This window comes from Pseudochrobactrum algeriensis (genome assembly GCF_018436245.1).
Taxonomy (GTDB): Bacteria; Pseudomonadota; Alphaproteobacteria; order Rhizobiales; family Rhizobiaceae; genus Pseudochrobactrum; species Pseudochrobactrum saccharolyticum.
In genome coordinates, this window is sequence record NZ_CP075360.1 from 226,038 (window position 1) to 249,639 (window position 23,602).

A 23,602-nucleotide genomic window follows, 5' to 3' on the forward strand; every position below is an offset into this window, starting at 1 on the left:
TTACGATCCCGTCATAAGGCGCTGCTGGTACCAAACCGGCAGGTCAGTTTCGTCTAATTCTTCAAGTGGAGTGGACGGCACCCATGCTGTTTCAGTGCCGAATTCGGCCAGATAGGTGCGGTAATTATCGACTGCCTGCGAAATCATGCTTCGGGCATAGCTGAATAGAGGATTGCCGGGGGAAAGCTTGATGCCGTGCGAGATAGGAGCGCCGTCTTTCTGCCAAAAGACAAAAACAAAGGCGAAAACCTCGTTTGCTGCGACCTTTGCCAGCCACTCCGGATCATGAGAGCCGAACACGCGACCTTCATTCAGTAGGCGTTTAAGCTGGCGGCGGCCTTCGGTGTAATGCTCTGCGGAAATGATGTAATCATAACTCGCAACAGCATCGCAGCAGGCTTTGGTGAATTCCTTGTCGGTGCGATTGGCAATGGATTTCAGGTCGGTAATCGCATTCAGCTTGAGATAGTCAAACCGCGCTTTGAACCGTACACCGTCAGCAGTCCAGAATACGGACACTTCGGGCTGACCACCTTCAAAGGCATTGGACAGTGTTGTGTTCGCCTTGATGAAAGCCGATGCAGCAAGGATTTTTGCATAGTCCTTAAACTTGATAAGCTCTTTGCCGGATTTTTGTGCGAGAATGAGTACTTCATCAAATATCGCAGGGCAGTCAGGAAATTGTTTGGCTCGAGCTATTAACTCTGCTTTTGAGCCTGATTTGGATGCCTTTTTTTTAGATAGAAAATCGCGCAGATCATCGGCAGTTTTCAAGCAGCCCTGATAATTGTCAAAGATTGGTTCTGGTGCGTATTTAGCAATAAACTTATCTCGACCTTCCAAAACACATAGGTGCAACTGACGGCCGAAGACTTTAGCAGGCGTATCGTCGTTTTCTTCACGTGCCGGGTTCATCCAGCTTTCCCACCAGAAGTCAGGCGCATTGCCGACAAGCTTTTTCAGGCCTGTGGAACCGAGAGCCTTATCCGCATGATAAACCGCATCGGACATGCCAAAGTAAATTCCATCCGGATGCTCAATGAAGCCTGCTTTTTCAGCGGCTTTCTGCACGACCTTGACAGACAGGTCACTAATCGACTGAAACTCGTCACAATCAATCTTGATATCCATCACGCGGCCTCCAATCGGCGCGAATCTGCGGCTTGCAATTCGGCTTCAAGTTCAGCGCAGAGCTGCGTCAGGCGTTCGATTTCGACATGAGCGGTAATCAGAGCCTGCTTGGAATCTTCCTGAACAACCTCGACAACGCGCTCCAGTGCAAGTTTGGTGTTGCCCTGATCCCAATAGGCGTCCCAGACGCGATCCATGATTGGTGCGGTCATAGTCACCACCTCACAGAGCTACTTGAGCGAATGAGCGCTCATGGGCTGCAAATTCACGGTTTGAACGGCGCTCAGCTGCAACGATGTTCCCGAAGCTGACGGAATGGCGAAGCCACAACGGCGGGTTGTCCAGAACATCGCCAATGAAATGCAAAGACACTTCATCGGTAATGTCAGACACGCGCATTGTCTGCTCGTCGAACCGGTAAATCTCAATGGCATCGTAGTCACCAGCCGCCTTGATAACGTCCGCATAGGTTGCGCCATTGATCAGACGGGGATCGGCATATTCGTAACCGGAGAATGTCGGGACTTTGAGCATGATGCGCTCGGCGGCATTCAGAGCAATCTTGTTCATTTCATAAAACCCCATCGTGAAAAGCAGATCAGCCTGTGGGCTTCTTCGTGCTGTTGATAGGGTTATGAAAGCATAACTTTCAATTTCATGCAAGTGAAAAGAAAGTATTGCTTTCAATTCGGATGAGAGGTATGCCTTTGATGCTTTCAATGAAAGTGGCGACAAGGGTGCAATTCCCTTTTCTGGTGCAGCCACAAGCGCGGGGGTCGAAAGTCCTACGGTGCTGCCAGAAACTGAGGACGGATTACTGAGAGGTGTCCTGCCAGAACGACCGACCGCGATGACGGATCAAGTCTGTGGCATACGATCTCCCACCTTTAGGAGGACTTTTGTCTTTCTGGGGTAGGGGGGTCTTTGCTTTCCTCCCTCCCTTAAATCTAGATCAATATCAGTAAAAACAATAGGTTAGATATGTAATACAAATCCTTAATTTGTCTATTTTATAGTTTACACTAGATTACTCAGGAGCAAGTTTCATGGCTGAAACATCGATCGAATGGACAGACGCAACGTGGAATCCGGTTGCAGGTTGCAAGATTTATTCTGCAGGCTGTACCAATTGCTATGCGATGCGAATGGCTGCTCGGCTTGAGGCTATGGGCGTTGAAAAATATGCCGGCTTAACTCGAAAATCCGGTGGCCGTGCGAAGTGGACTGGCAAAATCACGCTGGATTATAAGTCGCTTGATATTCCGACAAAGTGGGCGAAGCCACGCCGCGTGTTTGTAAACTCAATGTCAGACTTGTTCCATGATGATATACCTGTCGATTTCATCAAGGATGTTTGGAATGTGATGGCGCAAACAAAACGCCATACCTATCAAATTTTGACCAAGCGTCCGGATAGAATGGCTGACGTTCTCTCGAACAATGACATCGCTGTTTTGCCAAATGTGTGGCTGGGAACTAGTGTTGAGGACGCAAGGGTAATTCATCGATTGGATGAGTTACGTAAAGTTCCAGCGGCTATCCGTTTTGTTTCCTATGAACCGCTTATCGGTTCTGTAGCTGGTGCAAGCTTGAAAGATATTCACTGGGCAATTGTTGGTGGTGAATCAGGACCAAATGCAAGGCCATTAGATCCGAAATGGGTCGACGAGATATTTGACCAATGTACAGATGCAGATGCGGCTTTTTTCTTTAAGCAGTGGGGCGGCAAGAATAAAAAGGCAACCGGGCGCGTTTATAGACAGCAAACATGGAATCAAATGCCCTTACATATTTGAGTTATTTTTGGTGGAAAGCTGGATGAGGTCAGAGTCAATCGGCGTCCGCCTTTTTGATTTATTGGCTTTCCAAGATTCAATTATTTGGCCAGATTTACCCAATTGAGCACATATATCTTTCACGTCAGTTATTCGAAGAGTATGCTCTTGAAGAATGGCAGGCCAGAGGTCTCCAAATCGAATTGGTTTTCCCATGCGCGCAAGTTCCGCACATAGCCATTCTGTGACTCTCTTTTTTGTCGTATCAATCTGGTGTTCGAATGAAATATTGGATAGCTCAGCGGCCATGAAGAGATTTGATTGCCCAGTTGCCTCCATTAGTTTGGATGCCTTGGCTTCAATGCGGCGCATGCCATGCTCTTTTAGAGCTGAGTATTCAACATTTCTATAGGTCTCAAGTCCTTTAAGACTTCTCGTGCCATAAACGATATAAAAGTGGGTTCTCTTATCAGATATTTTTTCAATAGGAGTGTGTAGTACCCATTCGAAGTCTGCAGTCTGTTGAAACTCAGTAGAAAATAACCGAAGAATTTCGTTTTCCCGATTTGCTGTGACATCCATACGGGATTGCCAGTTTTGTCCCAATATCCCATCAAATGATTTCAGTATTCGCTCGTCACTCGATGCCGTGAACCTATTGATGAAGTTGAACATAAAGTTGACAAGTACCTCACTTGGTGTGTGTTCCAAGATGGGTTTTATTTTAGCAAATTCGTAACCTGTCCATCCGGTTGGGTCGATAAATGTCAATGCAAATGTTCCACGCACAAAGCTCTGGATCTGTGCGGTTGCATCTTCAAAGCGTCCGTTAAATGTTTCAATATGAAAATCATTCTTTGGGTCATGGTGTTGCATAACGGTTGCATGTAACTCGGCGTAGGATGTGGGGTTTTGCTCTACAAAAAAACACTTGATCCTATGGCGTCGCCCTTGCAATCGTAGATTTTCTTGAACACTTTTAAGTGCTTTAATTGCTATCATAAATGAGGAGTCAGAGTGATCACCTGTACGGGTTTCCCAAGGCCCTGAAAACCCATCAATATAAGTAAGCGTTGAATAGCCTCCTAAAAGTAATTTAAAGGCCAGAGTTTCAAGATAGCGCTTTAGTATGAAGTGTTTTGCTGCCGTTTGCTCACGGTCTATATATACATCCAAATCGCCCCCTCTTACCCGCCCCCCGGGTTACTCTTTGGTTTTTACAAATTCTTCCAGCGTTAGAGCCGCTTCCAATACTATTTTAGCGTGATCAAGATAGGTCTTCTACATTGTTCGACCATCGAATTGAGTATCCTCAGCTGCGCCTTGTGCCGGCAAAAGCTCTTGCTCTACGTTCAGGTGGTGGTTTCGACTTTGGTATGCTGACTCATCAAACCAACCCAGCGTTATGATATGCACTGACACAACGCTCTCACAAGCCGCTAAAATAGCTGACTTCAAGAGTACATAGTTTGACGCGCTTCTCTAATATCAATCTTTGCATTGTAACCATGCTTCTCAAGAAGATGTAGTAAGTTTGAGCCTGATAGAAGTGTAATAGGTTTTTCTGATGCAAATTTATACGCGTCCGGTCCATAGTCGGCAGTGGTTACAAGAATGCCTCGGGAGGCGCCTTCATGTTGCATGGTTCCGAATAAGTCTCGTACGGCAGAAACACCGACTGTTCTGGTGTAGCGCTTTGCTTGTATGACAAATTTACCGCCAGTGATCGGATCGGGATCAAAGGCTACCGCGTCGACACCCCCATCACTGCTTGACTGTGTAACTTTGACTTCACCGCCACGGGATGCGAACTCTTTTTCGAATAGCTCGCGTACAAGATGCTCAAAATCACCCCAATCCATCGCAGCCAAATTGGTTGCATAATCAATTGCATCAATTGTGTTGCGGCCTTCAATAAAGCGGCGATCATCTCTATTCATTTCAATTACTGGCGGGATTGCAGCGAGGGCAGCTAGTGATGCAGCTGAAACGCCCTTTAAATTTTTGAAGCAGGCCTTTGGATCAATTCTGCCCAAATCGATGCTCATAAATTTTTCACGATCAACAAGTACAGACATAATGCAGGCGGTTGCATCTTGGCCGGTCGTTCGATCTATATAACTAGTTGTTCCATTAAACAGAATTTTTTGAATGTTCTCATTCTCGTCTGCTTCAAACAACTCATGAATTGTACGTAAGCAGATTTGATAGCAGACAGCATCAAAATTATTTTTTTTCTCGCGATCAGAAATGTGTGTTTCTTTCATTTCGCCGGTGCTGGCGACAAATCGAACTTGTTTTAAAGTTGGTATTTTATCTGGCGAAGGAAGCTCGTATTGTACAAGAAGTATTTTGTCTTCTGGCTGATACTCAATTTGATATGATTTCTCAAAAAGATCGTCGTAGTCAGAAAGCTCAAGAACAAGAGAAGCATGCTCAATTACAGAGTTAGTATCACCTTTTGATACTCCATCAGCCAGCTGATCGATCTTAGCGTTATATGCTTGTTGTTCTTTGTCGAAATTATTTTTGGCAAGCGTTTCAGCTGCTTCAAATTGGTCTTTTAATTGCATCCAATTATTAGTTTCAGCTTCATGCTTTTTGAATGCAGATAAATTTATCTCCTCCCAGTTATTGAGAGCAGCGATATGTTGTTCATTGGCCTCAGCTAATTTTTTCTTAGCTTTACCGAAAATACGATCCCAAATGCTAATGATCGGCCATTGCTTTGAGGGTTTATTATATTCAACCAGTTTTGGAGATGGTGTTGAATAGGATTTTCTTTTGTAGGTCTCTTTCTTCTTTAATGAGTCCCAATTTATTCGATCATCAACGTTTAGCGTGTGACTAAGAATTTGACTCAGCCGATCTAGCTGAGATTGTGCTTCGACTGTAGCAGTTTCAGCTTCCTCTTTGCTGGCAACAAGCTTTGTTTTTGTCAGGTATGCTTCATACTTTTTGTCCCAGTCGGACATTAAAGCATCTACTTTACCCTGTAGCAAATAGAGCTCCGGCGCACTAAGATCCTTGTGAAGGTTTAATTCATTGTGCCAAAAATTCACATAATAACGAAGTATTCTACTTCCGTCAGCACTACTCTTAGCTTCGATCTGACCGAGCTTTATAGATTTCAAATACTTCGAACTAACTTGTATTGTTGACATTATAATGCCTTCCCCCACACCAATATTCTTACCTATTTGCGCGCTATATGCCCGCAGATACGGCCGATAATCGTCAGTTTGTCCAGTTCCACAGAGAAAGTCTCAAGGATTGGGTTATCCGAGATAATCTTCACCTGTTTAGGATCGCTAAACGGTACTTTTTGCAGCCGTTTGATCTGTGGCGGTTCATCGTCATAGCTGATTGCATAGACGGTATCCGTGCTCATCGTATCCTGTGAAAGATCAACAATCACACGATCACCGGGCAGATATGTCGGCTGCATTGAATCGCCGATCACTTCCATAATGGTGCTGTGGCGCGGTGATGCTTTGATTTCATCCTGTAGGTAATCAACCGGAATAAGCCATTCGCGGATCACCTTGTGGCCGGATACACTGTTATCGCCAACAGGCAGATTTATTACTTCACCAATCGTACCATTTCCAGCACCGAGCTTTACATCAAGCTCAGGTATCGCGCCCGAGGTGTGCGGTTTCCAGTGTTCACGGGTATAGCCGTTACCGGACTGCACATCATCATCTGGGTCAAAGCTGGAGACGAGGCGAGGCTTGGATGGTTTGTCCTCTGAAGGCTCTGCCTTGGAACTATTGCTCGGCAATTGGCCGCGTCCTGTAGCAATCCACTCTACTGGTTGATTGAGAATGACTGCCATTTTTTGAATGTTTTCGAACTTGATACCTTTGCCGAGTTCCCAGTTGCCAACTGCGCCTCTTGTTACGCCTAAGAGGCGCGCAAAAGCTTCCTGTGAAAGTCCTAAACTTTCACTTCGTAGGGCTTTGATGCGCTGACCTATCGCGGTGGAATCTAAGTGTTCTTCTTTCATCTGGAGACTATGCCTTTCGAAAGAATAACTTTCATCGAAAGAAATGCTTGCAATTATATGAAAGAAATGCTTTCATATATGTATGGAACAGATTTGTGAATTTGCGAAACAAAAGGCTGGCGGCTCAACGGCATTAGCGAAGGCTCTTGGTGGGATAACTCCGCAGGCCGTTTCGCAATGGAAGCGCGTTCCCGCTGATAGAACCATTGAAGTCGAGAAAATTACGGGTGTTAGCCGTCATGATCTTCGGCCGGATATATTTGGTTGTGCAGCCGCTTAACACAGATTCCATGTCTAATTTGCTTCCCCCGCTTAACTGACATGGAAAAGGGCTGGCGCGACAACTCCTCCCATCGCACCAGCCCGACACATTACCCGCCTCAATTCTGGTCTGAAAAATTATCGTCCAGTGCGAACGGGTCATTAGAATTGGCGGGTTTCAGGCGATTACCGTCACCTTTCTCCCACCAGTACATCCCGCAGTCCAGGAGCGTAGTGTCACCTGAAAGCGGTAGTTCGAGTTGCACCGGCAATTTGTTTCTCAAGCGTTTCACCGGTGCTTTCATTTCATTCGGTTCCTTTCTGACACCTCCGGACAAACCGGCGTTTCCCGAGATCAACGTAGCAAGGGAATTCGTGCATGTGGTGCAAAGAAAGTAAGCAGAAGGTGCATGAAGTTATGTGTAGCGCCGATTTAGCGAACCGGTACGTCCGGAAGATAGTTGCGAAAGAAACGAGAGGTTGGGGTGATCAAGAAAACGCTATGCGGCGCATTGGTAGCCGTTACGGGATTTCTTTCTGGTCGCTGAACAACATCCGAATAGGCAGAGCAAAGACGGTGGATGCCAGTCTCTTTGCTCGTATCAGGGCGGCGTATGTCGATGTTTGTGAAGAACAACTGAGACGGCTGCAGCATGAAATCGCAGTCGAGAAAGCGATTAATCCGCATGTTTCTCTGGAGGATATTGAGAGCGAGGCTGAGACTTTGGCTGCACTCTTTAAAGCAAAAAAGGACGCAAAAGCATGACAGCAAAAACAGGACATAATTCCCAACTTACACAGAATGATCGTAAGGCATTATTCTTCAATCATATGCGTAAACGTATGGTTCACAATGCGAAACTGGCAGAAGTGAACAAGGCCAAAAAAGAAGATGGTAAAATTGCTCAGTCCGAAGGCGTTGTTCTTGGTGATCTAGACTTTGCAATCAAAGCACTGAATGCCGACGACAAAGCCACAGTGACGGATCGCTATCTCAATCAGGGCACTATCCTGACATGGCTTAATCTTGTTCCCGGCTTTCAGTCGGATTTGCTGCGTGACCGTGCACCAGCAATCGAACGGATTGAAGGTGAGGGCGAACTGGCTGGCCTTGCAGGCAAAGACCCGAAAAGCCCACACGATGCCGGTTCTGATGAAGATGCGGCATGGCTGCGTGGTTGGGACAAGGGGCAGAAATTTATGCGCGATAATCTCCAGTCTGCCATGGAAAAAATCAATTCGAAATCTGACGAAGATGCCGATCCGGACTTTCCGGATCAGGAGGCGGCGTGAAAGAGCAGCCTTCTGTTGCTGAGCTGATCATGCTGGCGGCGGCCTGTTATTTCGTGGCCGCTGCTCTGATCGTAGCTCCATTATATCTCTGGATAATTGGGTAAATAATGACAACCGCGCCAGCCTTACAGCAAGATAATGAGACTCGTGATTATCGCCTGCGCGTCTACATGCGCGCAAATTCAGGCAGTTGGATTGCCCGTGGCAACATCATGCATGCTTGCGGTTTTGATAATCCGAAATCACAGCCGGTCGGCGCTTATGTCCAGTTCCAAAATAGTCTGATCCGCGTGAACCAGCAGCTTAAAGCTGAGGGTTTGAAGATTGCCCGATCTGAGGATGGCGCGGAAATCTATTCTCTTATTTCAATCGTGGAGGCTAAGTGATGGCGCTTATTCTTGGGCTTGATGTGGCAACGCAGACCGGATTTGCATGGTTAGACACGAACGCATCGCTATCCACTGTAAGGACTGGTGTTATAAAGGCGGAGGGTAAATCATCTGATGAAAAGGCCGCCTCTCTGGCAACGCAGTTGATTGCTGAGCTCCATGAATATGTTGATGAAGAGCGTGTTGATGAAGATGGCCGCAAATATTTTACGAAAGTCCGCCGTCGTAAGCCACTTGATTATGTAGCGATAGAGCGTCCGCTCCCAAACATCATGCAGTTTGAGAAATACAACAGCGACCTTATCGATGGTGATGCTGTTACCTCTACAGTGAATCCCAACCAAATGTTGCTACCAACCTATATCGGAGCGGTTATCGCTATCGTGGCTGCGTATCGCATTCCGTTTGAGACGATTGCCCCGCAGACCTGGCATAAAGCTTATTACGGTAGCGGATTTAAGCCGCCTAAAAAGTTCATCAAAATAAAGCGCCACCCTCAAGGCGGGAAGTGGCAGAACGATTGGAAAACGCCAGCAATTGAGAGAGCGAGAGCGCTGCGCATTGGTGTGAAGACTGCGGATGCTGCGGAAGCGGTGGGCATCGCCTTTGCAGCCTCAAATACTCAGGCGTTTAAGATGCTCAGCATGAGGGCGGCGGCATGATTATTTCAATCTCTAATTCGGAGGTTCGCGAATCTATTAAACGCAGCGTCGATGACCGTCCCCTGCAGTCTTACAATTTCCTCAAGAACATTATGAAATATGCGCGCTTCCATTCTGCGTTGCAGTTCATTTTCAATCAGAATGTCATCTTTTTGGCGGGTAATGCCGCCATTACACATCTGAATAGCAGTATTCAGTGTGCTGCACGTCTTTTGGTGGAGAAAGCTAATTTGCCTATCATCAATAGCCTGAAGACGCTCGAATACCGGGTCGTTCAAAAGCCCGTGAAGTTCATTGTAAACGCTCAGACAAAAAGGCCCATAGAGGCTATATATATCTTCATTCTCTGTTTGGTCTCTCAGCTGTTCGTTAAGTGCACGAGCAAGGTTATGAGCTACTCTAAGATGTCCGATAGCCTTTTCGGCTGCGACTTTATGAGGTGCTTCTTGCTGGTTAACGTTCTCTCTATGTATGGACGCAGCCATTTTGATCTGCATGTAGATAAAACGCAAAGTTATCAATGTTGCAATGGCAGCCGCCCACCCGCTCAAAGCGCTCAACCAGTCACGCAAGCAAACTGTTTCAGCACCACTACACCAATTCGTTCTAATGAGTGCAAAGTCGAGCAGCCATATGGCTACAAACATTCCCATGCCAGCCGCTGCAAAGCAGGTAACAAGGCCACTGTATTTACCCGGAATCATTTCGATACATCCCCCGATTACTGCCCGTTGAATAGCACAGCTGGTTCAAATTTGGAGAGGGCTGCGGCATGACCTATCATCAGCCAAACATAGAGCCAAAGCTGCCCGATGCCATTGAGCATGAGCAGTATCTGCTGGGCAGTATTTTTTTGGATAATGCATCGTATTGGCGTGTCGCCGGATTCTTGAAACCCGAGCATTTTTCAAATGAGCATCATGCTGATGTTTACGCCAAAGCAGCGAAGATGATCAGCGAGGGGCGCGTTGCCAATCCGGTGACACTCAAACCTTACATCAATGCAGAATTGAAAATCAGTGATGATCTGAACCTGTATCAATACCTTATCAGATTGGCTGGCGAAGCCGTTGGCAATATGAGTGTCTATGACTGGGGACGAGGTATTCTGGAAGTCTGGTCTCGCCGTCAGATTTATATGGCGTGTCAGGCGGCTATTGATCAAACATTATCTATGCCGATTGATACAACCCCTGCGAAATTGATTGCTTCGCTGGCCGACCGGTTGACTGAAATTTCCCGTGAAGGTGATGAACGTGCCGGTTCCATGAAATACGGTGTGTTGTTGCCAAAGGCGATTGAGCGGGTTGCAAAGGCCAGTCTTGAACAGAACACGCTTATCCCTTGGTTCCTGCCTGAGATTACGCAGGTCGCCGGAGAAATACGCCGCGGCAACCTGATCGGCTTCATGTCTGATAGTGGTGGAGGCAAAACCAGCTTTAGCCTGCAACAGTGTCGACATGCGGCAACAGCCGGTTTTAAGTCTGCATTCTTCTCTATCGAAATCACGGATGAAGAAGCGGCATTACAGGCTGCAGCGCAAGCAAGCCGGATCAGTCTTGGTCGATTGGATTCCTATTCACTGAACACGAAAGAGCAGGGCAGCATTGAGGCTGAGCTTATGAAGTCCATGAACTTGCCATTCGATATCGTGGCGTTCTCTGACTGCACCCTGTCTGACATTCGTATCAAGATGGAAGCAATGAAGCGCTCTGCCGGTCTGGATCTGGTCATTATCGACCATGCCAAGATGATTAATCTTCCGGGTAAATCGAATGAGCTTTTCGCTGAACGCGTGAATGCATTGTATCGCGGGCTTAAGGCACTGGCCAAGTCGCTCGATGTGGCAATCGTTATCCTGATCCAGCGTAATGAAGAATGGAAAGGCCGCTGGAAGGCTAAAGGCAATATCCGGCCAATGATAGGTGATGCCTATGGCGGTGGTGGTGTAAAACAGAACCTTGATGTGTGGTTTTCTCTCTATCGGCCGGAACCGCTCTACAAAGAGCTTATCCCGCAGGAGACGCATCAGGAGCGCCGCGACGAGTTAGTCAGGAAGTATGATGCCAGTCGTGGCAAAGCTGCTGTGATCAATCACAAACGCCGCCGTGGCGAACCCAATCAGGATGCACAAATTCTGTTCGATGCGGAATATACGGTGTTCCGCTCACCGCAGGAAGAAACTGCGCAAGCCTCTTTCGATGCAATGTTCTGATGGTGGTGCATGGCAAAAGGGAAACTTGATACGCTTCTGGATGGTCTGGGTATTAAGCTGGTGCCGATCTACCGCCGCCGAGCTGCTGCACAGAGCCACGCCAGAGGTACAATGCATGAAATCCGTAACAGCTATGGTGATGGTCACCTGATCTTTGTTTTGCGGTGTATCCGGCAGACCAACAATAACCGTGACGAGTTATGGTCGGAAACCATCGGGGCAATCTCTGATGTGCTTATCCAGCGCCCAGATTGGGCGGAACGAGCCGGCGACGCGCTTGATGCCTTTGATCAGATTCCACTAGGTGTTTTGCGCGGTGAAGCTGTAGCGCGACGGCCTTGGCCAGTCCGGCCGACATTGAGAACTTTAATTTACAAGCAATTGGAGGTCATACTTGATGAGCCAGAAATCCGCCTTGACCTTTAATCAGCTGAATGAAAACGCTGCACTCATTATGGAGCTATCATTTGTGGTTCGTGCACGGATCATTGAAGCGGCAGACACGATGCTGCATTTGAATGTTGGTATGATCCGGCCATCTGCAGTTCGGACATTCTGGCCTAACTATCAGGATGAAACTATCGGCGGGCATTCTTTAGGTTATGGAAACAACGGAAGCAATATAAGATATGTGCCATCCAGCAAGGCAATTAGCAGAGCTGAGGAAGTGTTATACTATTGGGTGCCGGATTATGTGCACGATATCGAGCGCCGATTGATCCTTTCACAGTATGCCATGTGTATGGCGGCGCCGAAAAAGGTGGGGTCATTCCGGTCATTCTGCGAAAAAACGGGTCGTGTTCGTAGGACTGCAGAGCGACGCTTAGATGCTCAGATAATTGATTTAGCCGCGATCATTTGGAAAAAAGCCCAATCCTTACAATGCCCTGACTGGTCAAGGGTGTCGCCAATGCTGCCAAAATCAGGTATAGATTTAGGTAAGATGGCAACAGTCATGCATTGGATGAGTGAAGGGGCAAAACCAATTCATAATCCGGAAATGCAAGAGGCAGCTTAAAGGCTGCCTTTTTGTTTTTCGTTTGCAGCTAAAGGAACTCCACCCAGTTAGATGCGTTCATTTTATAACTGACAGGAGTTTGTTATGAACGCAAAAAAGCTATTATTGGCCGCAGTGGGTTTGTTCGCAGGATATAAGCTATATAAAGCTTCCCACCCTGAAATTCCCGAAAATGTGTCCCCGGTTACTGGTTTCGAGCTTGATCGATATCTAGGTAAGTGGTTTGAAGTCGCGCGCGTTGATAACAGATTTGAAAAAGGTCTGATTAAAACAACCGCTGAATACACGCTTAATGGTGATGGCACAGTGAATGTGCTTAACAGCGGTGTTGATGAAAATTCTGGTAGATATAAGCGTGCATCGGGAACGGCTGAATTCGTGCGCGATAAATATGAAGGCGCTCTTAAAGTCTCGTTCTTTGGCCCATTTTATGGTGGCTATAACATTGTGGCACTTGATGAAGATTATCGTTGGGCAATTATTGTTGGTTCAAGTCCAAAATATTTTTGGGTTCTATCACGCACAGCAGAGGTTCCTAAGGAGTTGAAGGAGCGAGCAATTAAGGTTGCATCAGAGGTAGGAGTTACCCCTGACAAACTTAACTGGGTACAGCAGAATTAAAAAAATCGTTTGTATCCTTGTTTAGAACACAATCGCTATCTATGTAGGTTTCATAGACGTTGCTATGCAGCGCGTTTCTCACAGCGCTCACAAACGTCTTCATCAATTTAAACCTTTGACCACGGATGTACTGGCACTGGTAATTAAATGGTGAGTAGGAAGGTCGGTGCAGAGTTGCCCCGGCCTTTTTTATTGCCTTAATTTATACTAATAAATTTAAATATAATTGAGTAAAATCATAAGTTTAACTGGTTATATTGACGGCATAGAAATGAATGATAATGATTATCATGCTCGGTTTTTATGAGCTATGACAGCATTAAACGAACCCTGACAGTTTACCCCCTGTCGGGGTTTTTTATTGTCCAAACATGGAGAGAGTGAATAGTTATGTCCGGTGATATCGTCATCACAAAGGACGGCATTTATGATAACTTTGGCAAAGCCCTGAACGTCGCAGGTGATGGAAAAGCTAAACGTATATTTGCAAATGCTCTTAACCGAGGCGGCGACATGGCGCGGACACAGGTCAAGCGTTCCCTCGTCAGCCAGACCGGAATTAAATACGGCTTAATTAATAAGGCCGTTGAAACAAAACGGGCTAATCCGAATAAACTTTCTTATTCCCTTGAAGCGACTGGTAATGAGATGAACCTCAACCTCTTCGCAGCAAGGCAAGGTAAGAAAGGCGTAAGCGCTGCGCCTTGGAAACAGCGCCGAGTTTTCAAATCCACATTCATCGTGCCTGCTTATGATGGCAAGGTTTATAAACGTACCAGTCCAGAACGCGGGCCAGTCGAACCGCTGTTCGGTCCCAACATTGCGAGAGAGATCACCAAAGATCCAACCGTAGCTAAGTGGAAGCAAGTCGACGGGTTTACCATGAAGCGCGTCGAGCACGAGCTCATACGCCTGTTCAAGTGGTAGGCGATGCGCCAGTGGGAAAGTCACATAGAGGGCCGCAGACGAGCAAGGTGTAACGAGCTTCATCAAAGTCATTAGTTTGCTTCCGCCGCTCTGTGCGCCTCTGCATTGCAACGTCAAGGGGCAAAGAAAAGGTACCTTACCCCATAGGCAAGCTGTGCGGTCACGCTGCACCCCCATAAATGAGCGTTTTTCAAATTTGGAAAATCGGGGTTGGTGTTGGTGTTCCCACGGTCAAAGAAGGTTCGAAACCGGCATGTCTGACTTAAAAGATTTTACCGTCAATGCCTCGCAAATAGCAGTGCTGCTTATGCTCTCCACTGAGCGTATCCGGCAGCTTGTAAACGCCGGTTACATACCCAAGATTGGTAAAGGCAAGTACGCTGTTATCGACGCGGTTCAAGGCTACATCCGCTTTTTGAGAGACGAAGAAAAGCAAGCATCAAAATCAGCTGCCGACAGCGGACTCAAGGCCGCGCGGCAAAGAGAGGTGGAGCTGCGGATTGCACGCGAGGAAGGTCGCCTCGTCGATATGGAAGACGTTGAAGCCGTCGTCTCAAATGTTTTTGCAACACTACGCGCAGAACTTACCGGCATCCCCGCAGCGGTAACGCGCGATGTGAAATTGCGCGCGGAGATTGAGAAGGGATTAAATGGGGCGTTTGCTCGATCACAAGGCAAGTTCAGAGAAGCGGGTGAGGCTTTACGATCTGGCAGCGATCCTTTGGGAGCCGACGGAGAAAACGACTCCTGACAAATGGGGGGCGGATAACCGAGTTTACCCACCGACGTCCGGAAAGCCGGGTCAACGTGACCCTTTACTTACACCTTACATTGTCCCTTATGCGCGGGGTTTTGATGATAACCGTTATACCCGGAACGTCCTTGTCACCGGTGCGCAGAGCGGTAAGACCGAGACGATCCTTGACGTAATCGGGTACCGCTGTGATACGCGGCCAGTTCCTATTCTTTACGTGGGTCCGTCGCGTGAATTCCTCACTGACCAGTTTGAGCCACGCCTGATGGGGCTTTTTGACGAGGCTCCGAAACTAAAGCGCAAGCTGGCGCGCGGTAAGCGTATGAAAAAGACCTTGAAGCGTGTCGCGGGTGTTACCGTTCGCCTGGCTCATGCCGGTTCTTCAACGGCTCTTAAATCCGACCCTGCCGGTTTGGCACTGGTCGATGAATACGACGAAATGCTCTCGAACATTAAAGGACAAGGCGACCCACTCGGTCTTGTCGAAGCTCGCGGTATTACATATGCGGACTTCATGACTGGCATAACTTCAACGCCGTCGCAGGGGATGGTCGAAACTGAGATGGATCACGAAAGCGGCCTTGAATTTTGGGGGGTTGTTGCACCTGAGGATGTAACCTCGCCGATCTGGCGACTTTGGCAGGAGGGCACGCGGCATCATTGGACATGGCGCTGCCCGCATTGTCGCGAATGGTTTGTTCCTCGGTTCAAGTGCTTATCATGGCCGAAAACCGCGACGCCCGCACAGGCGCGTCGCGAAGCCTTTATCGAATGTCCTCGTAACGGGTGCGTTATCGAGGAGGTCCACAAAGAGGCCATGAACGCCGAGGGCATTTATGTTGCGCCGGGGCAAACAGTTAATGTGGACGGGAGCGTACTCGGCGATCCTCCCGATACGACGACGCTATCGTTCTGGGTATCCGGCCTCGCTTCACCTTTCGTTTCTTTCGGAGAGAGGGCGGAAACGTATCTAAAAGCACTCGCATCGGGTGAAACCGACAAGGTTCAGACTGCTGTCAACGCCGGTTTCGGTGAGGTTTATACGCCGGGCGGTGGTGATGTTCCAGAGTGGCAGGAAGTTGCAAAGCTTAAAGCACCGTACCTTCCCCGAACCCTTCCGGATCAAGCCCTGTTCTTAACGGCTGGTATTGACGTTCAGAAAAACCGCCTCCCGTTCGTTATCCGAGCGTGGGGCGCGCGTGCCACCTCTTGGCTGATCGATAGCGGTGACCTGTGGGGAGATACCTCTCAACAAGAAGTATGGGATGATCTGGCCGATCTCATTACGCAGCCGATTGATGGTCTGCAGATCCGTCTTGTGTTCGTGGATAGTGGTTTCCGCCCGGGCAAGAAATTTGCCGTGCCTGAACATCGTGTTTACTCGTTCGCACGGCGTTTCCCTCGGTTCGTATTCCCGACGAAAGGGCGGAGGACACAAACACGTCCGATTATTCAGTCAAAGATCGAAGTAAAGGCCGACGGTAAGACATCTAAATACGGTCTTACCCTGCACTTGCTCGATACTGATCACTGGAAAAGTTGGGTTCATGAGCGTCTGCGGTACCCGCATATCAGGGAAGACGGCGAGGCCTCTCTCGGAGCTTGGTATCTTCATGGGGAAACGGCGGATGATTACTGCCAACAGATCGTAAGTGAAGCTCGAACAACCTCGCCGACTGGTGCTCCGGTCTGGGTTCAGCGTTCCCGCGAGAACCATTATCTTGACTGCGAGGCATTGGCGGCGGCGGCTGGCTACCAACTAAACGCGCATCGGATTAGTCCCGGTTCGCGTCGAAAGGACGACGACAAAACTGAGCCAAAAATCTCAGTTCCTGATGCAAACGGCGCGCCAAAAGCGGAGGCAGAGTCGAAATTCGACCGTATTGCTCGGCTTGCTGCTGGATTTAATGGGTTGTGACAATGGGTTTACTCTCTCGCGCTTCTGATATCTTACGAAATGCCGTTGGAGGCGCGGGGCATAACCTTCCGGCGTCTTCCCCGCAGCACTCCGCGCAGTATTTCCGGTCGCCTGGCAGCGGCGGGGCTGCTGCGCTCTTCGCGTGGCGTCCTGCTCTTCGAGATACCCGCGAAGATGTGCTTTCTGCCTATATCGAAGCTGCCGCCCGCGCGATCGACGCACTGCAAAATTCTGGCTGGATTGCCGGAGCGGTTAATCAGGCTGTTGCGAGTACCATCGGCACCGGCCTGCGCCTCAACCCGACACCGGATCATACCGTCCTCGGATGGGATGAAAAACAAACAGAGGAATGGATCAGTAAAGTCGAACGCCGCTGGATACTCTGGTCTGAAAATCCGGTTGAGTGCGACGCAGCCGGAAAGCACTCGATGGGGCAGCTCACAGGGATGGTTCTCAAAACCGCTTTCGCCTATGGCGAGGCTGTTAGCCTCCTCCCGTCGATCCGACGCGACGTTTCGACAACGCGAACAAAGGTTCAACTCGTTTTGCCGCACCGTCTTGTTCAAGATACGGACGCCATGACCCGAATGTATCAGGGTATTCGGACAGACGATTTCGGGTTCCCGCTTTCGTATCGCTTTACAAGAGACAGTGTTTTTCGTGAGCAGATCGATATTGCAGCCCGCGACGGCGCAGGGCGGCCGCAGGTTGTGCATGTCTTCGAAGGCTCGCCGGGACAGGTTCGGGGTATTACGCCGCTTGCTCCTGTTCTGCGCGTTCTTCGCCAGTATGACCAACTTGCCGACGCGACGCTGACGGCCGCGCTTATTCAGGCTGTCTTTGCCGCGACAATCGAAAGCGAGGCACCGACCGAAGCTCTCTTGAACGCTTTGCAAGATCAAAACGAACAGGACGCGAGTGCAGGCTCACAGGCCGAGACGCTGTTCGGCTTTAAACAAGCTTGGTATCAGCAGACGAAAATTGACCTCGGATCAGGCGGGCGCATTGCTCACTTGTTCCCCGGCGAGAAGCTGACGATGAACCGGTCGGAGCATCCGAACGATACCTATGAGGCATTCAGCAAGTTCCTCCTCCGTGAGATTGCGACCTGCCTCGGCATGACGGTCGAAACGCTGACCGGTGATTACACCGGTGCGACTTACTCGTCCGTTCGCATGGCGACTGCCGAGAAATGGCCTCTCGTTCTCGCACGCCGTAAAAATATCTGCGGCCGCTTTCTTCAACACGTTTACGAGGCATGGCTTGAGGAGGAGATAGAGGCGGGGAATATCCCGTTCCCTAACGGTTTGATGGGGTTCATTGCGAACCGCTCCGCAGCCTGTTCGGCTGACTGGCGCGGGCCTGCCCGACCGCAGGCCGATGACCTCAAAGCCGCAAAGGCTCACGAAGTTTACAAACGTATGGGCGTCATGTCCGACGAAATGATTTGCAACGATCTCGGCGTCGATTGGGAGGATGTTTATGAACAGCGCTCCCGTGAAGCCAAGAAACGTGCCACTCTCTACCTTCCGGAGGGCGATACAATGACGCCTGACCCTGTAGGCGACAAACTGATTACGGAGGACGAAACGAAATGACGGACGACGTAATCGGTCACCCTGACGAGGTTGCGGTTAATTGGGATAACCCATGTGAACGCGCGAGAGCGTTGAAAGACGCTTACTATGACCGGCTTGCGGGCGGCTCTGCGCAGCGCGTCCGCTTCCGGCATGGCGATAACGAGCAGGAGGTACAAACGTCCATCCTGCAAGGAAACCTTTTGATCCTCCGTCGAGAGTTTCAGGACGCCGAGGATGAGTGCCGCAAACTACAAGGATTGCCGCCCGTTAATCGGCGCTTTGCGATCCGAGGCGGCTCGCGCCGGTACTAACCTAAAGGAAGATTCTATGCCTGAAACGCGTGCCTTACAGGCGGCGCTTGCGGAGCCGTGGGCGATCACAGCCGAAGGGCTGGAACTCGTTCTCTCCGTCGCTGCCCGCGAAAACAATGTCTCAATCGAAGCACTTGAGGCGTATCGGTCGAAGCACGTACCGACGGCCGAGCGCCTGCAGGAGCGGGGCACGGTCGCAATCATCGAAGCGCGCGGCCCTCTTTTCCGCCGCGCGAATATCTTTACGTCGATTTCGGGTGCGACCTCTTACGACATTATGGCGCGTGATCTGCAAGCCGCCCTCGATAACCCGTCGTACCGGTCGATTGTTCTCAATTTCGATACGCCGGGCGGTGAAGTGACCGGCGTTGATGAACTGGCGAAGGCAATCCGCGCAGGCAAGGCAATCAAGCCGATTGTCGCTTATGTCGGCGGGTCTGCGGCTTCGGCCGGCTACTGGCTTGCATCGCAGGCAACGGAGATCGTGATCGCCGACACAGCGATCCTTGGCTCTATCGGTGTCCGTGCTGCCTTTCAGGACACGAGCAAGAAAGATGCGGAAGCGGGTCGGCGCGAATTTATCTCCTCGCAGTCGCCCAGCAAGAGGACAGACCTTTCGAGTGACGAGGGCAGAGCTCGTATTCAAAACACGATTGATGCACTCGCAGACGTATTTATCGCGACGGTCGCTCAAGGCCGTCGCGTGAAGCCCGACGACGTGATCGCCAAGTTTGGCGGCGGCGACGTGCTTATCGGATCGGCCGCCGTCGCGGCTGGGATGGCAGATCGCATCGGCACATTCGAGGCGGTTGTCGCAGAACTGGCAGGGCGCGGCCCAACGCCACCAAACAGCAAGAGGATTGCAAAAATGAATAATGAAGAGATTGAAGCCGCGCGCAAGGAAGGCGAGAAGATCGGCGCAACGGCGGAACGTACCCGTATTCAGGCGATTTTGAATTTGCCGGAAGCAAAAGGGCGCGAAGCTTCGGCAATGCACCTCGCATTTACGACCGACTTGTCGGCTGATGTTGTGAAAGGCACTCTCGCTGGCCTTTCTGCTTCGACATCCGAGCAGGCACCGGAAAGAGAACAGAAGCAGCCGCAGCCGACAGGTCAGCGCTCAAGCGAAGCTCCGAGTGGTCTTGTCACATTCGACCCGAAGGCCGACCAGCCTCAGACCCCTGTCGAAAAGACAAAAGCGTCGTGGGGCAAAGTCACAGACAAACTTAACGCAAGCATGTGATCGCCAGAGCGCTTTCAGGCGCACGCGATCCGCAGCGATTGAACCCTCTCATTGGAGAATTTGAACAATGTCTAAAGTGTTCAACGAACCGCGCCATGCGGGAGAATTTATTTTGAGCGAGGCTAACGGCCAGCGCTCCCGCGAAGGCGTCACCATCGGAGCAAGCCAGAATATCGAGGCCGGTACGGTCTTGGCTCTGCTCGCGCAGGCCGGCGGCGTAACGACCTCCGTTGTTGCCGCTTCCGGCAATACCGGCGACGGTACCCTTGCTATGGCCTCCCCTGCGGTATCTTCGAAAGCGAAGAACGGCACCTATACGGCGACAGCTACCTCCGCGACTGTTTTCGCGATTGAAAGCCCGTCAGGCGCAAGCCTCGGCAACGCCACCGTCGGTGCAGCGTTCAACAAAGAAATTAAGTTCACGATCACTGCGGGGACAGCAGCGTTTGTGGCCGGTGACAGCTTTAAAATCGCGGTCGGTGTTGAAACCCCCGGCGATTACCACGCGGTCTCGTATGACCCTGACGGTCAGGACGGCAGTGAAAAGGCGGCTGCTATCGCGATTTATCCGGCCGTTACCGGTGCGAGTGAAACCGTTAAGATCGCTGCAATCTTCCGTGACGCCGAAATTAACGGCCAGTGCATCGCATGGCCTGAAGACGTAACCGCCGAGCAGAAGGCAGCGGCAACTGCCGATCTCGCCTCCGTTGGCATTCTCGTTCGCTGACGCCCAACGTCTCGACGTAACTTAATAATTTTTGGAGATTTCGCAGATGTTGGACATTTTCAATAACGATGCGTTTTCGGTTACCAATCTGACCGACGCAATCAACGAACTGAAATACAAGCCAGGTCGCATTGGCGAAATGGGTCTTTTCACCGCCAGCGGCGTCGATACGACGACAATCGCCATTGAAAAGAAGGGCGATATTCTGACCATCGTACCGCCGACACCGCGCGGTGCGCCGGGTACGACAATCGGCAAAGAGAAGCGCGATATGCGCTCCCTGATTATCCCGCATTTCGAAATCAACGATGCGGTTTATGCGGAAGAAGTTCAGGGCGTTCGCGCCTTTGGAACCGAGCGCCAGCTTGAAACCGTCATGATGAAAGTCGGCCAGCGCCAGCAGACCCACGTCATCAACTTCGCTGTAACCGAAGAACATGCCCGCCTCGGCGCGGTAAAGGGTATCGTCACCTATGCCGACGGTTCAACGCTCAACCTCTTTACCGAGTTCGGCGTTACGCAGGGAAACGAGATCGATTTCGCTCTCGGTGCCTCAAATCCTGTTGACGGTGAACTCCGCAAGAAATGCGCGGCAGTCGTCCGCAAAATGTCCGACATTCTGGGCGGCGTTCCGTTTAACGGTATTCATGCCTTTGTCGGTGACAATTTCTTTGATGCTCTGCTCTCGCATCCGGAGGTTCGCGAAACTTTCAAGGGCTGGTCGGAAGCTCAAATTCTGCGCGAGGGCTATATCGGCCCGAACCGCTCAAGCTATGGTATCTTTGAATTTGGCGGCATTGTCTGGGAAAACTATCGCGGCGGCGTAATCGATGGGAAAACCTTCATCGAAAGCGACAAAGCGAACTTCTTCCCGACGGGTGTTCCGGGGCTGTTCAAAACCGCGTTCGCACCTGCCGATTACATTGACACTGTGAACACAATCGGTCAGCGCCTTTATACCAAGCAGTATAAAATGCCGAACGATAAGGGTATTCATCTCGATACCCAGATGAACGCCCTGCAATACTGCACACGTCCTAAGGTTCTTATGCTTGGCAAGAAGTAAGTGCCATGCGGTTGAACAGTCTCGCAGTACGCACCGCCTTCATGGCGGTGCAACGCGAGTTTGGTGAGGTCGTACAGATAGAGCCGCTTAAACAGGGCGACTTTTCCGACGACCTTTCCGACCCGTCCCGCATAATCCTTAGAGTTTACACTGTCGTCGCGCTCACGCCGAAGACGGACATTCTCGACGGATCGCGGCAAGGATCGAAGATCAACACGACCGTACGCTTATCGCAGAGGGATGCGGCCATATGGCTACGCCCCGAAGTGTTCGCAGCGATCCCGTATGAGCTTCGGGAGGGTGATCGCGTTCGAATGATACAGCGGCCGAATGAGCCGCCTTACAAGTTATCCCGCGCGCCGGAAAGTTCCGACCGTGGCGATATCGTCGTCTCTCTTGTTCTGGATGGTAACCGATGAGCCTCACAGCCCTCGCTGTTCGCTTCGCGACAATCCGAGCCCTTCAAGGCCGGACGTTCGCCGAGGATCGTGTTTTCGACAGCAAGATTAATCCGGTCAACCTCGTTGCGAGCAAAGAGAGCAAGCCGGTGATTATCGTGACCACTGACGACGACAATATCGACATAACGGGAAAGGGCTTGCGCGCGGGCAATCATAAGCTTGAGCTTGTGATCGAAATTGCCGTCACGCAAAAGGTAACGGTCGAAGTTGAGAACGGCGACACAACGGAAGTTATTACTATCCCGTCAAGTGACGCAGGGCTTGAGGCGACGGTCGGCCTGATCGGCTGGCAGATTGCGAAAGCCCTTTCCGCAGACGGCGGGCATTGGGGTGACATTTGGCGCACACTGGTTACGAACGTTCACTCGATTTCAAGCCGCCGTGGCGCCGACGATGAAAACGGCGTTCGGTACGCTGCGCGTCAGTATATTTATTCACTTGACCACGTTGAAGAACCGACGCCGGGGGAAACACCTTGTGTAGGCAGCGCGTGGGATAAGGTCTTAACAGCTATGAAGGCCGACGCTGATTATGCGGGCGTCGCAAAGCTGATCGAAGCCGAGATAACGGGCGGCGATTATTTGCCGTGGCAAATCGCTCGCGGTCACCTCGGAGTTGCTGACGACGTTGCCGTTATCATCGGAACCAAGCCGGTGAAGATTGACGAAATTGTCCAGCTCGCTGCCGTTGACATTACCGATGGCTTTACGATTGCCGAGCAACGGTCAGGTGAAATTGAGGTGCCGGAGAATGAGGCTTGACCAATTCCTCGCCGACCTTCTCCGGCGAACGTCTGAGATCGAGCGTCGTTTCGACGGGATGGTTTCGCAGGGCACTGTTCACGAGGTTGACCCGAAAGGCGGAACCGTCCGTCTCCGCATTGGCGGGACGGACGACGAACCGTTTCTCTCTCCTCCGATCCCGTATGCTCAAGTAGCAGGTGCTTTGAAGGTTCACGCTCCCCCATCAAGGGGGCAGCAAATGACGGTACTAAACGGATCGGGCGATTTCCGCCAAGGTCTGGCGCTGCCTATGACGTGGAGCGACGCGAACAAATCTCCGAGTGATAAGGGCGACGAAAATGTCATGACCTTCGGCTCTGCGACCGTTGTGGTGCGCGGTGACGAAATTGTCGTCAAAGTTCCGCGCCTCCTGATCGAGTGTGACGGAACGACTCTTGAACTATCGGGCAACGGCATTCGCGCCGTTGCATCTGACTTTGATTTTTCACAGGGGTAAAT

29 protein-coding genes are annotated in these 23,602 nt (G+C 50.3%); 21 read left to right on the plus strand and 8 right to left on the minus strand.

Going from position 1 to position 23,602, the window contains the following annotated elements; genetic code table 11:
- Genes KHQ09_RS01270 through KHQ09_RS01280 form a run of 3 tightly spaced genes read right to left on the minus strand, consistent with a single transcriptional unit; the run spans position 1 to position 1,701 of the window.
- Positions 1–1,131, minus strand: coding sequence for a PD-(D/E)XK nuclease-like domain-containing protein (locus KHQ09_RS01270; RefSeq protein ID WP_213600146.1), 1,131 nt, complete (start codon positions 1,129–1,131; stop codon positions 1–3).
- Complete coding sequence (locus KHQ09_RS01275) at positions 1,131–1,343, minus strand: hypothetical protein (RefSeq protein ID WP_022711604.1); 213 nt, start codon at positions 1,341–1,343, stop codon at positions 1,131–1,133. Before KHQ09_RS01275 ends, KHQ09_RS01270 begins: the two co-directional genes overlap by 1 nt.
- A gap of 10 nt (positions 1,344–1,353) precedes the next feature.
- Positions 1,354–1,701 (minus strand): hypothetical protein, encoded by a 348-nt coding sequence (locus tag KHQ09_RS01280; protein WP_151159482.1) that lies wholly within the window; start codon positions 1,699–1,701, stop codon positions 1,354–1,356.
- Positions 1,702–2,177: 476 nt separating this feature from the next.
- Here KHQ09_RS01280 and KHQ09_RS01285 point away from each other — a divergent pair, with 476 nt between their 5' ends.
- Positions 2,178–2,927, plus strand: coding sequence for a DUF5131 family protein (locus tag KHQ09_RS01285; protein ID WP_213600147.1), 750 nt, complete (start codon positions 2,178–2,180; stop codon positions 2,925–2,927).
- On the opposite strand, the gene tcmP is transcribed toward KHQ09_RS01285, so the two are convergent.
- The 3 genes from tcmP to KHQ09_RS01300 all read right to left on the minus strand — a co-directional run bounded on the left by tcmP (position 2,916) and on the right by KHQ09_RS01300 (position 6,915).
- Entirely contained in the window at positions 2,916–4,082 is a 1,167-nt protein-coding gene (tcmP, locus tag KHQ09_RS01290; RefSeq protein ID WP_213600148.1) for a three-Cys-motif partner protein TcmP, read from the minus strand. The two genes, KHQ09_RS01285 and tcmP, sit on opposite strands and share 12 nt — an antisense overlap.
- A gap of 278 nt (positions 4,083–4,360) precedes the next feature.
- Complete coding sequence (locus KHQ09_RS01295) at positions 4,361–6,070, minus strand: restriction endonuclease (RefSeq protein ID WP_213600149.1); 1,710 nt, start codon at positions 6,068–6,070, stop codon at positions 4,361–4,363.
- Positions 6,071–6,102: 32 nt separating this feature from the next.
- Positions 6,103–6,915, minus strand: a complete 813-nt coding sequence (locus tag KHQ09_RS01300) for a LexA family transcriptional regulator (protein WP_213600150.1) — start codon at positions 6,913–6,915, stop codon at positions 6,103–6,105.
- Between the two features lie 82 nt (positions 6,916–6,997).
- Here KHQ09_RS01300 and KHQ09_RS01305 point away from each other — a divergent pair, with 82 nt between their 5' ends.
- Positions 6,998–7,195 (plus strand): transcriptional regulator, encoded by a 198-nt coding sequence (locus tag KHQ09_RS01305; protein ID WP_151159484.1) that lies wholly within the window; start codon positions 6,998–7,000, stop codon positions 7,193–7,195.
- A 100-nt stretch (positions 7,196–7,295) separates the two neighbouring features.
- Here the strand turns inward: KHQ09_RS01305 and KHQ09_RS01310 are convergent, their stop codons facing one another.
- The gene (locus tag KHQ09_RS01310) at positions 7,296–7,481 is read right to left on the minus strand and encodes a hypothetical protein (RefSeq protein ID WP_213600151.1); all 186 of its coding nucleotides are present in this window, start codon (positions 7,479–7,481) and stop codon (positions 7,296–7,298) included.
- A 74-nt stretch (positions 7,482–7,555) separates the two neighbouring features.
- Between KHQ09_RS01310 and KHQ09_RS01315 the strand changes: the two genes are divergently transcribed.
- The 4 genes from KHQ09_RS01315 (at position 7,556) to KHQ09_RS01330 (ending at position 9,520) form a co-directional block, all read left to right on the plus strand.
- Positions 7,556–7,942 (plus strand): hypothetical protein, encoded by a 387-nt coding sequence (locus KHQ09_RS01315; protein ID WP_213600152.1) that lies wholly within the window; start codon positions 7,556–7,558, stop codon positions 7,940–7,942.
- Positions 7,939–8,469: a hypothetical protein gene (locus KHQ09_RS01320; protein ID WP_213600153.1), complete on the plus strand. Its 531-nt coding sequence runs from the start codon at positions 7,939–7,941 to the stop codon at positions 8,467–8,469. The genes KHQ09_RS01315 and KHQ09_RS01320 overlap by 4 nt, the downstream gene beginning before the upstream one ends.
- A gap of 107 nt (positions 8,470–8,576) precedes the next feature.
- Positions 8,577–8,855 (plus strand): hypothetical protein, encoded by a 279-nt coding sequence (locus tag KHQ09_RS01325; RefSeq protein WP_213630805.1) that lies wholly within the window; start codon positions 8,577–8,579, stop codon positions 8,853–8,855.
- Complete coding sequence (locus tag KHQ09_RS01330) at positions 8,855–9,520, plus strand: hypothetical protein (protein ID WP_213600155.1); 666 nt, start codon at positions 8,855–8,857, stop codon at positions 9,518–9,520. Before KHQ09_RS01325 ends, KHQ09_RS01330 begins: the two co-directional genes overlap by 1 nt.
- 5 nt (positions 9,521–9,525) lie before the next feature.
- On the opposite strand, the gene KHQ09_RS01335 is transcribed toward KHQ09_RS01330, so the two are convergent.
- Positions 9,526–10,224, minus strand: coding sequence for a hypothetical protein (locus KHQ09_RS01335; RefSeq protein WP_213600156.1), 699 nt, complete (start codon positions 10,222–10,224; stop codon positions 9,526–9,528).
- Positions 10,225–10,292: 68 nt separating this feature from the next.
- Here KHQ09_RS01335 and KHQ09_RS01340 point away from each other — a divergent pair, with 68 nt between their 5' ends.
- The 15 genes from KHQ09_RS01340 (at position 10,293) to KHQ09_RS01410 (ending at position 23,600) form a co-directional block, all read left to right on the plus strand.
- The gene (locus KHQ09_RS01340) at positions 10,293–11,735 is read left to right on the plus strand and encodes a DnaB-like helicase C-terminal domain-containing protein (protein ID WP_213600157.1); all 1,443 of its coding nucleotides are present in this window, start codon (positions 10,293–10,295) and stop codon (positions 11,733–11,735) included.
- A 9-nt stretch (positions 11,736–11,744) separates the two neighbouring features.
- Positions 11,745–12,161 carry a hypothetical protein gene (locus KHQ09_RS01345; RefSeq protein ID WP_151159490.1) on the plus strand — a complete coding sequence of 139 codons (417 nt, stop codon included), beginning with the start codon at positions 11,745–11,747 and terminating at the stop codon, positions 12,159–12,161.
- Positions 12,133–12,753: a hypothetical protein gene (locus KHQ09_RS01350; protein ID WP_213600158.1), complete on the plus strand. Its 621-nt coding sequence runs from the start codon at positions 12,133–12,135 to the stop codon at positions 12,751–12,753. The genes KHQ09_RS01345 and KHQ09_RS01350 overlap by 29 nt, the downstream gene beginning before the upstream one ends.
- Before the next feature lie 84 nt (positions 12,754–12,837).
- A complete protein-coding gene (locus KHQ09_RS01355; protein ID WP_213600159.1) occupies positions 12,838–13,374 on the plus strand; it encodes a lipocalin family protein in 537 nt (178 codons plus the stop codon).
- 390 nt (positions 13,375–13,764) lie between these two features.
- A complete protein-coding gene (locus KHQ09_RS01360; protein WP_213600160.1) occupies positions 13,765–14,301 on the plus strand; it encodes a hypothetical protein in 537 nt (178 codons plus the stop codon).
- Positions 14,302–14,554: 253 nt separating this feature from the next.
- Positions 14,555–15,052: a terminase small subunit gene (locus KHQ09_RS01365; RefSeq protein WP_213600161.1), complete on the plus strand. Its 498-nt coding sequence runs from the start codon at positions 14,555–14,557 to the stop codon at positions 15,050–15,052.
- A complete protein-coding gene (locus KHQ09_RS01370) occupies positions 14,952–16,973 on the plus strand; it encodes a terminase gpA endonuclease subunit (protein WP_238481515.1) in 2,022 nt (673 codons plus the stop codon). Before KHQ09_RS01365 ends, KHQ09_RS01370 begins: the two co-directional genes overlap by 101 nt.
- Positions 16,974–16,975: 2 nt before the next feature.
- A complete protein-coding gene (locus tag KHQ09_RS01375; protein WP_151159495.1) occupies positions 16,976–18,571 on the plus strand; it encodes a phage portal protein in 1,596 nt (531 codons plus the stop codon).
- Positions 18,568–18,864, plus strand: coding sequence for a hypothetical protein (locus KHQ09_RS01380; RefSeq protein ID WP_151159496.1), 297 nt, complete (start codon positions 18,568–18,570; stop codon positions 18,862–18,864). The genes KHQ09_RS01375 and KHQ09_RS01380 overlap by 4 nt, the downstream gene beginning before the upstream one ends.
- 16 nt (positions 18,865–18,880) lie before the next feature.
- Entirely contained in the window at positions 18,881–20,107 is a 1,227-nt protein-coding gene (locus KHQ09_RS01385) for a S49 family peptidase (protein WP_213600162.1), read from the plus strand.
- Positions 20,108–20,174: 67 nt separating this feature from the next.
- Entirely contained in the window at positions 20,175–20,834 is a 660-nt protein-coding gene (locus tag KHQ09_RS01390; RefSeq protein WP_213600163.1) for a head decoration protein, read from the plus strand.
- Positions 20,835–20,880: 46 nt separating this feature from the next.
- Positions 20,881–21,900, plus strand: coding sequence for a major capsid protein (locus KHQ09_RS01395; RefSeq protein ID WP_151159499.1), 1,020 nt, complete (start codon positions 20,881–20,883; stop codon positions 21,898–21,900).
- Positions 21,901–21,905: 5 nt separating this feature from the next.
- Positions 21,906–22,319 (plus strand): hypothetical protein, encoded by a 414-nt coding sequence (locus KHQ09_RS01400; protein WP_213600164.1) that lies wholly within the window; start codon positions 21,906–21,908, stop codon positions 22,317–22,319.
- Positions 22,316–23,122 (plus strand): hypothetical protein, encoded by an 807-nt coding sequence (locus tag KHQ09_RS01405; protein WP_213600165.1) that lies wholly within the window; start codon positions 22,316–22,318, stop codon positions 23,120–23,122. The genes KHQ09_RS01400 and KHQ09_RS01405 overlap by 4 nt, the downstream gene beginning before the upstream one ends.
- Complete coding sequence (locus tag KHQ09_RS01410; RefSeq protein ID WP_213600166.1) at positions 23,112–23,600, plus strand: phage baseplate assembly protein V; 489 nt, start codon at positions 23,112–23,114, stop codon at positions 23,598–23,600. Before KHQ09_RS01405 ends, KHQ09_RS01410 begins: the two co-directional genes overlap by 11 nt.
- Positions 23,601–23,602: the final 2 nt, after the last annotated feature.

What these genes read in the sequence shown, in the direction of transcription:
- KHQ09_RS01270 (WP_213600146.1), bottom strand. Translation starts at nt 1,131, where the DNA reads ATGGATATCAAGATTGATTGTGACGAGTTTCAGTCGATTAGTGACCTG.
- KHQ09_RS01275 (WP_022711604.1), bottom strand. Translation starts at nt 1,343, where the DNA reads ATGACCGCACCAATCATGGATCGCGTCTGGGACGCCTATTGGGATCAG.
- KHQ09_RS01280 (WP_151159482.1), bottom strand. Translation starts at nt 1,701, where the DNA reads ATGAACAAGATTGCTCTGAATGCCGCCGAGCGCATCATGCTCAAAGTC.
- KHQ09_RS01285 (WP_213600147.1), top strand. Translation starts at nt 2,178, where the DNA reads ATGGCTGAAACATCGATCGAATGGACAGACGCAACGTGGAATCCGGTT.
- KHQ09_RS01295 (WP_213600149.1), bottom strand. Translation starts at nt 6,070, where the DNA reads ATGTCAACAATACAAGTTAGTTCGAAGTATTTGAAATCTATAAAGCTC.
- KHQ09_RS01300 (WP_213600150.1), bottom strand. Translation starts at nt 6,915, where the DNA reads ATGAAAGAAGAACACTTAGATTCCACCGCGATAGGTCAGCGCATCAAA.
- KHQ09_RS01305 (WP_151159484.1), top strand. Translation starts at nt 6,998, where the DNA reads ATGGAACAGATTTGTGAATTTGCGAAACAAAAGGCTGGCGGCTCAACG.
- KHQ09_RS01310 (WP_213600151.1), bottom strand. Translation starts at nt 7,481, where the DNA reads ATGAAAGCACCGGTGAAACGCTTGAGAAACAAATTGCCGGTGCAACTC.
- KHQ09_RS01315 (WP_213600152.1), top strand. Translation starts at nt 7,556, where the DNA reads ATGTGGTGCAAAGAAAGTAAGCAGAAGGTGCATGAAGTTATGTGTAGC.
- KHQ09_RS01320 (WP_213600153.1), top strand. Translation starts at nt 7,939, where the DNA reads ATGACAGCAAAAACAGGACATAATTCCCAACTTACACAGAATGATCGT.
- KHQ09_RS01325 (WP_213630805.1), top strand. Translation starts at nt 8,577, where the DNA reads ATGACAACCGCGCCAGCCTTACAGCAAGATAATGAGACTCGTGATTAT.
- KHQ09_RS01330 (WP_213600155.1), top strand. Translation starts at nt 8,855, where the DNA reads ATGGCGCTTATTCTTGGGCTTGATGTGGCAACGCAGACCGGATTTGCA.
- KHQ09_RS01335 (WP_213600156.1), bottom strand. Translation starts at nt 10,224, where the DNA reads ATGATTCCGGGTAAATACAGTGGCCTTGTTACCTGCTTTGCAGCGGCT.
- KHQ09_RS01340 (WP_213600157.1), top strand. Translation starts at nt 10,293, where the DNA reads ATGACCTATCATCAGCCAAACATAGAGCCAAAGCTGCCCGATGCCATT.
- KHQ09_RS01345 (WP_151159490.1), top strand. Translation starts at nt 11,745, where the DNA reads ATGGCAAAAGGGAAACTTGATACGCTTCTGGATGGTCTGGGTATTAAG.
- KHQ09_RS01350 (WP_213600158.1), top strand. Translation starts at nt 12,133, where the DNA reads ATGAGCCAGAAATCCGCCTTGACCTTTAATCAGCTGAATGAAAACGCT.
- KHQ09_RS01355 (WP_213600159.1), top strand. Translation starts at nt 12,838, where the DNA reads ATGAACGCAAAAAAGCTATTATTGGCCGCAGTGGGTTTGTTCGCAGGA.
- KHQ09_RS01360 (WP_213600160.1), top strand. Translation starts at nt 13,765, where the DNA reads ATGTCCGGTGATATCGTCATCACAAAGGACGGCATTTATGATAACTTT.
- KHQ09_RS01365 (WP_213600161.1), top strand. Translation starts at nt 14,555, where the DNA reads ATGTCTGACTTAAAAGATTTTACCGTCAATGCCTCGCAAATAGCAGTG.
- KHQ09_RS01370 (WP_238481515.1), top strand. Translation starts at nt 14,952, where the DNA reads ATGGGGCGTTTGCTCGATCACAAGGCAAGTTCAGAGAAGCGGGTGAGG.
- KHQ09_RS01375 (WP_151159495.1), top strand. Translation starts at nt 16,976, where the DNA reads ATGGGTTTACTCTCTCGCGCTTCTGATATCTTACGAAATGCCGTTGGA.
- KHQ09_RS01380 (WP_151159496.1), top strand. Translation starts at nt 18,568, where the DNA reads ATGACGGACGACGTAATCGGTCACCCTGACGAGGTTGCGGTTAATTGG.
- KHQ09_RS01385 (WP_213600162.1), top strand. Translation starts at nt 18,881, where the DNA reads ATGCCTGAAACGCGTGCCTTACAGGCGGCGCTTGCGGAGCCGTGGGCG.
- KHQ09_RS01390 (WP_213600163.1), top strand. Translation starts at nt 20,175, where the DNA reads ATGTCTAAAGTGTTCAACGAACCGCGCCATGCGGGAGAATTTATTTTG.
- KHQ09_RS01395 (WP_151159499.1), top strand. Translation starts at nt 20,881, where the DNA reads ATGTTGGACATTTTCAATAACGATGCGTTTTCGGTTACCAATCTGACC.
- KHQ09_RS01400 (WP_213600164.1), top strand. Translation starts at nt 21,906, where the DNA reads ATGCGGTTGAACAGTCTCGCAGTACGCACCGCCTTCATGGCGGTGCAA.
- KHQ09_RS01405 (WP_213600165.1), top strand. Translation starts at nt 22,316, where the DNA reads ATGAGCCTCACAGCCCTCGCTGTTCGCTTCGCGACAATCCGAGCCCTT.
- KHQ09_RS01410 (WP_213600166.1), top strand. Translation starts at nt 23,112, where the DNA reads ATGAGGCTTGACCAATTCCTCGCCGACCTTCTCCGGCGAACGTCTGAG.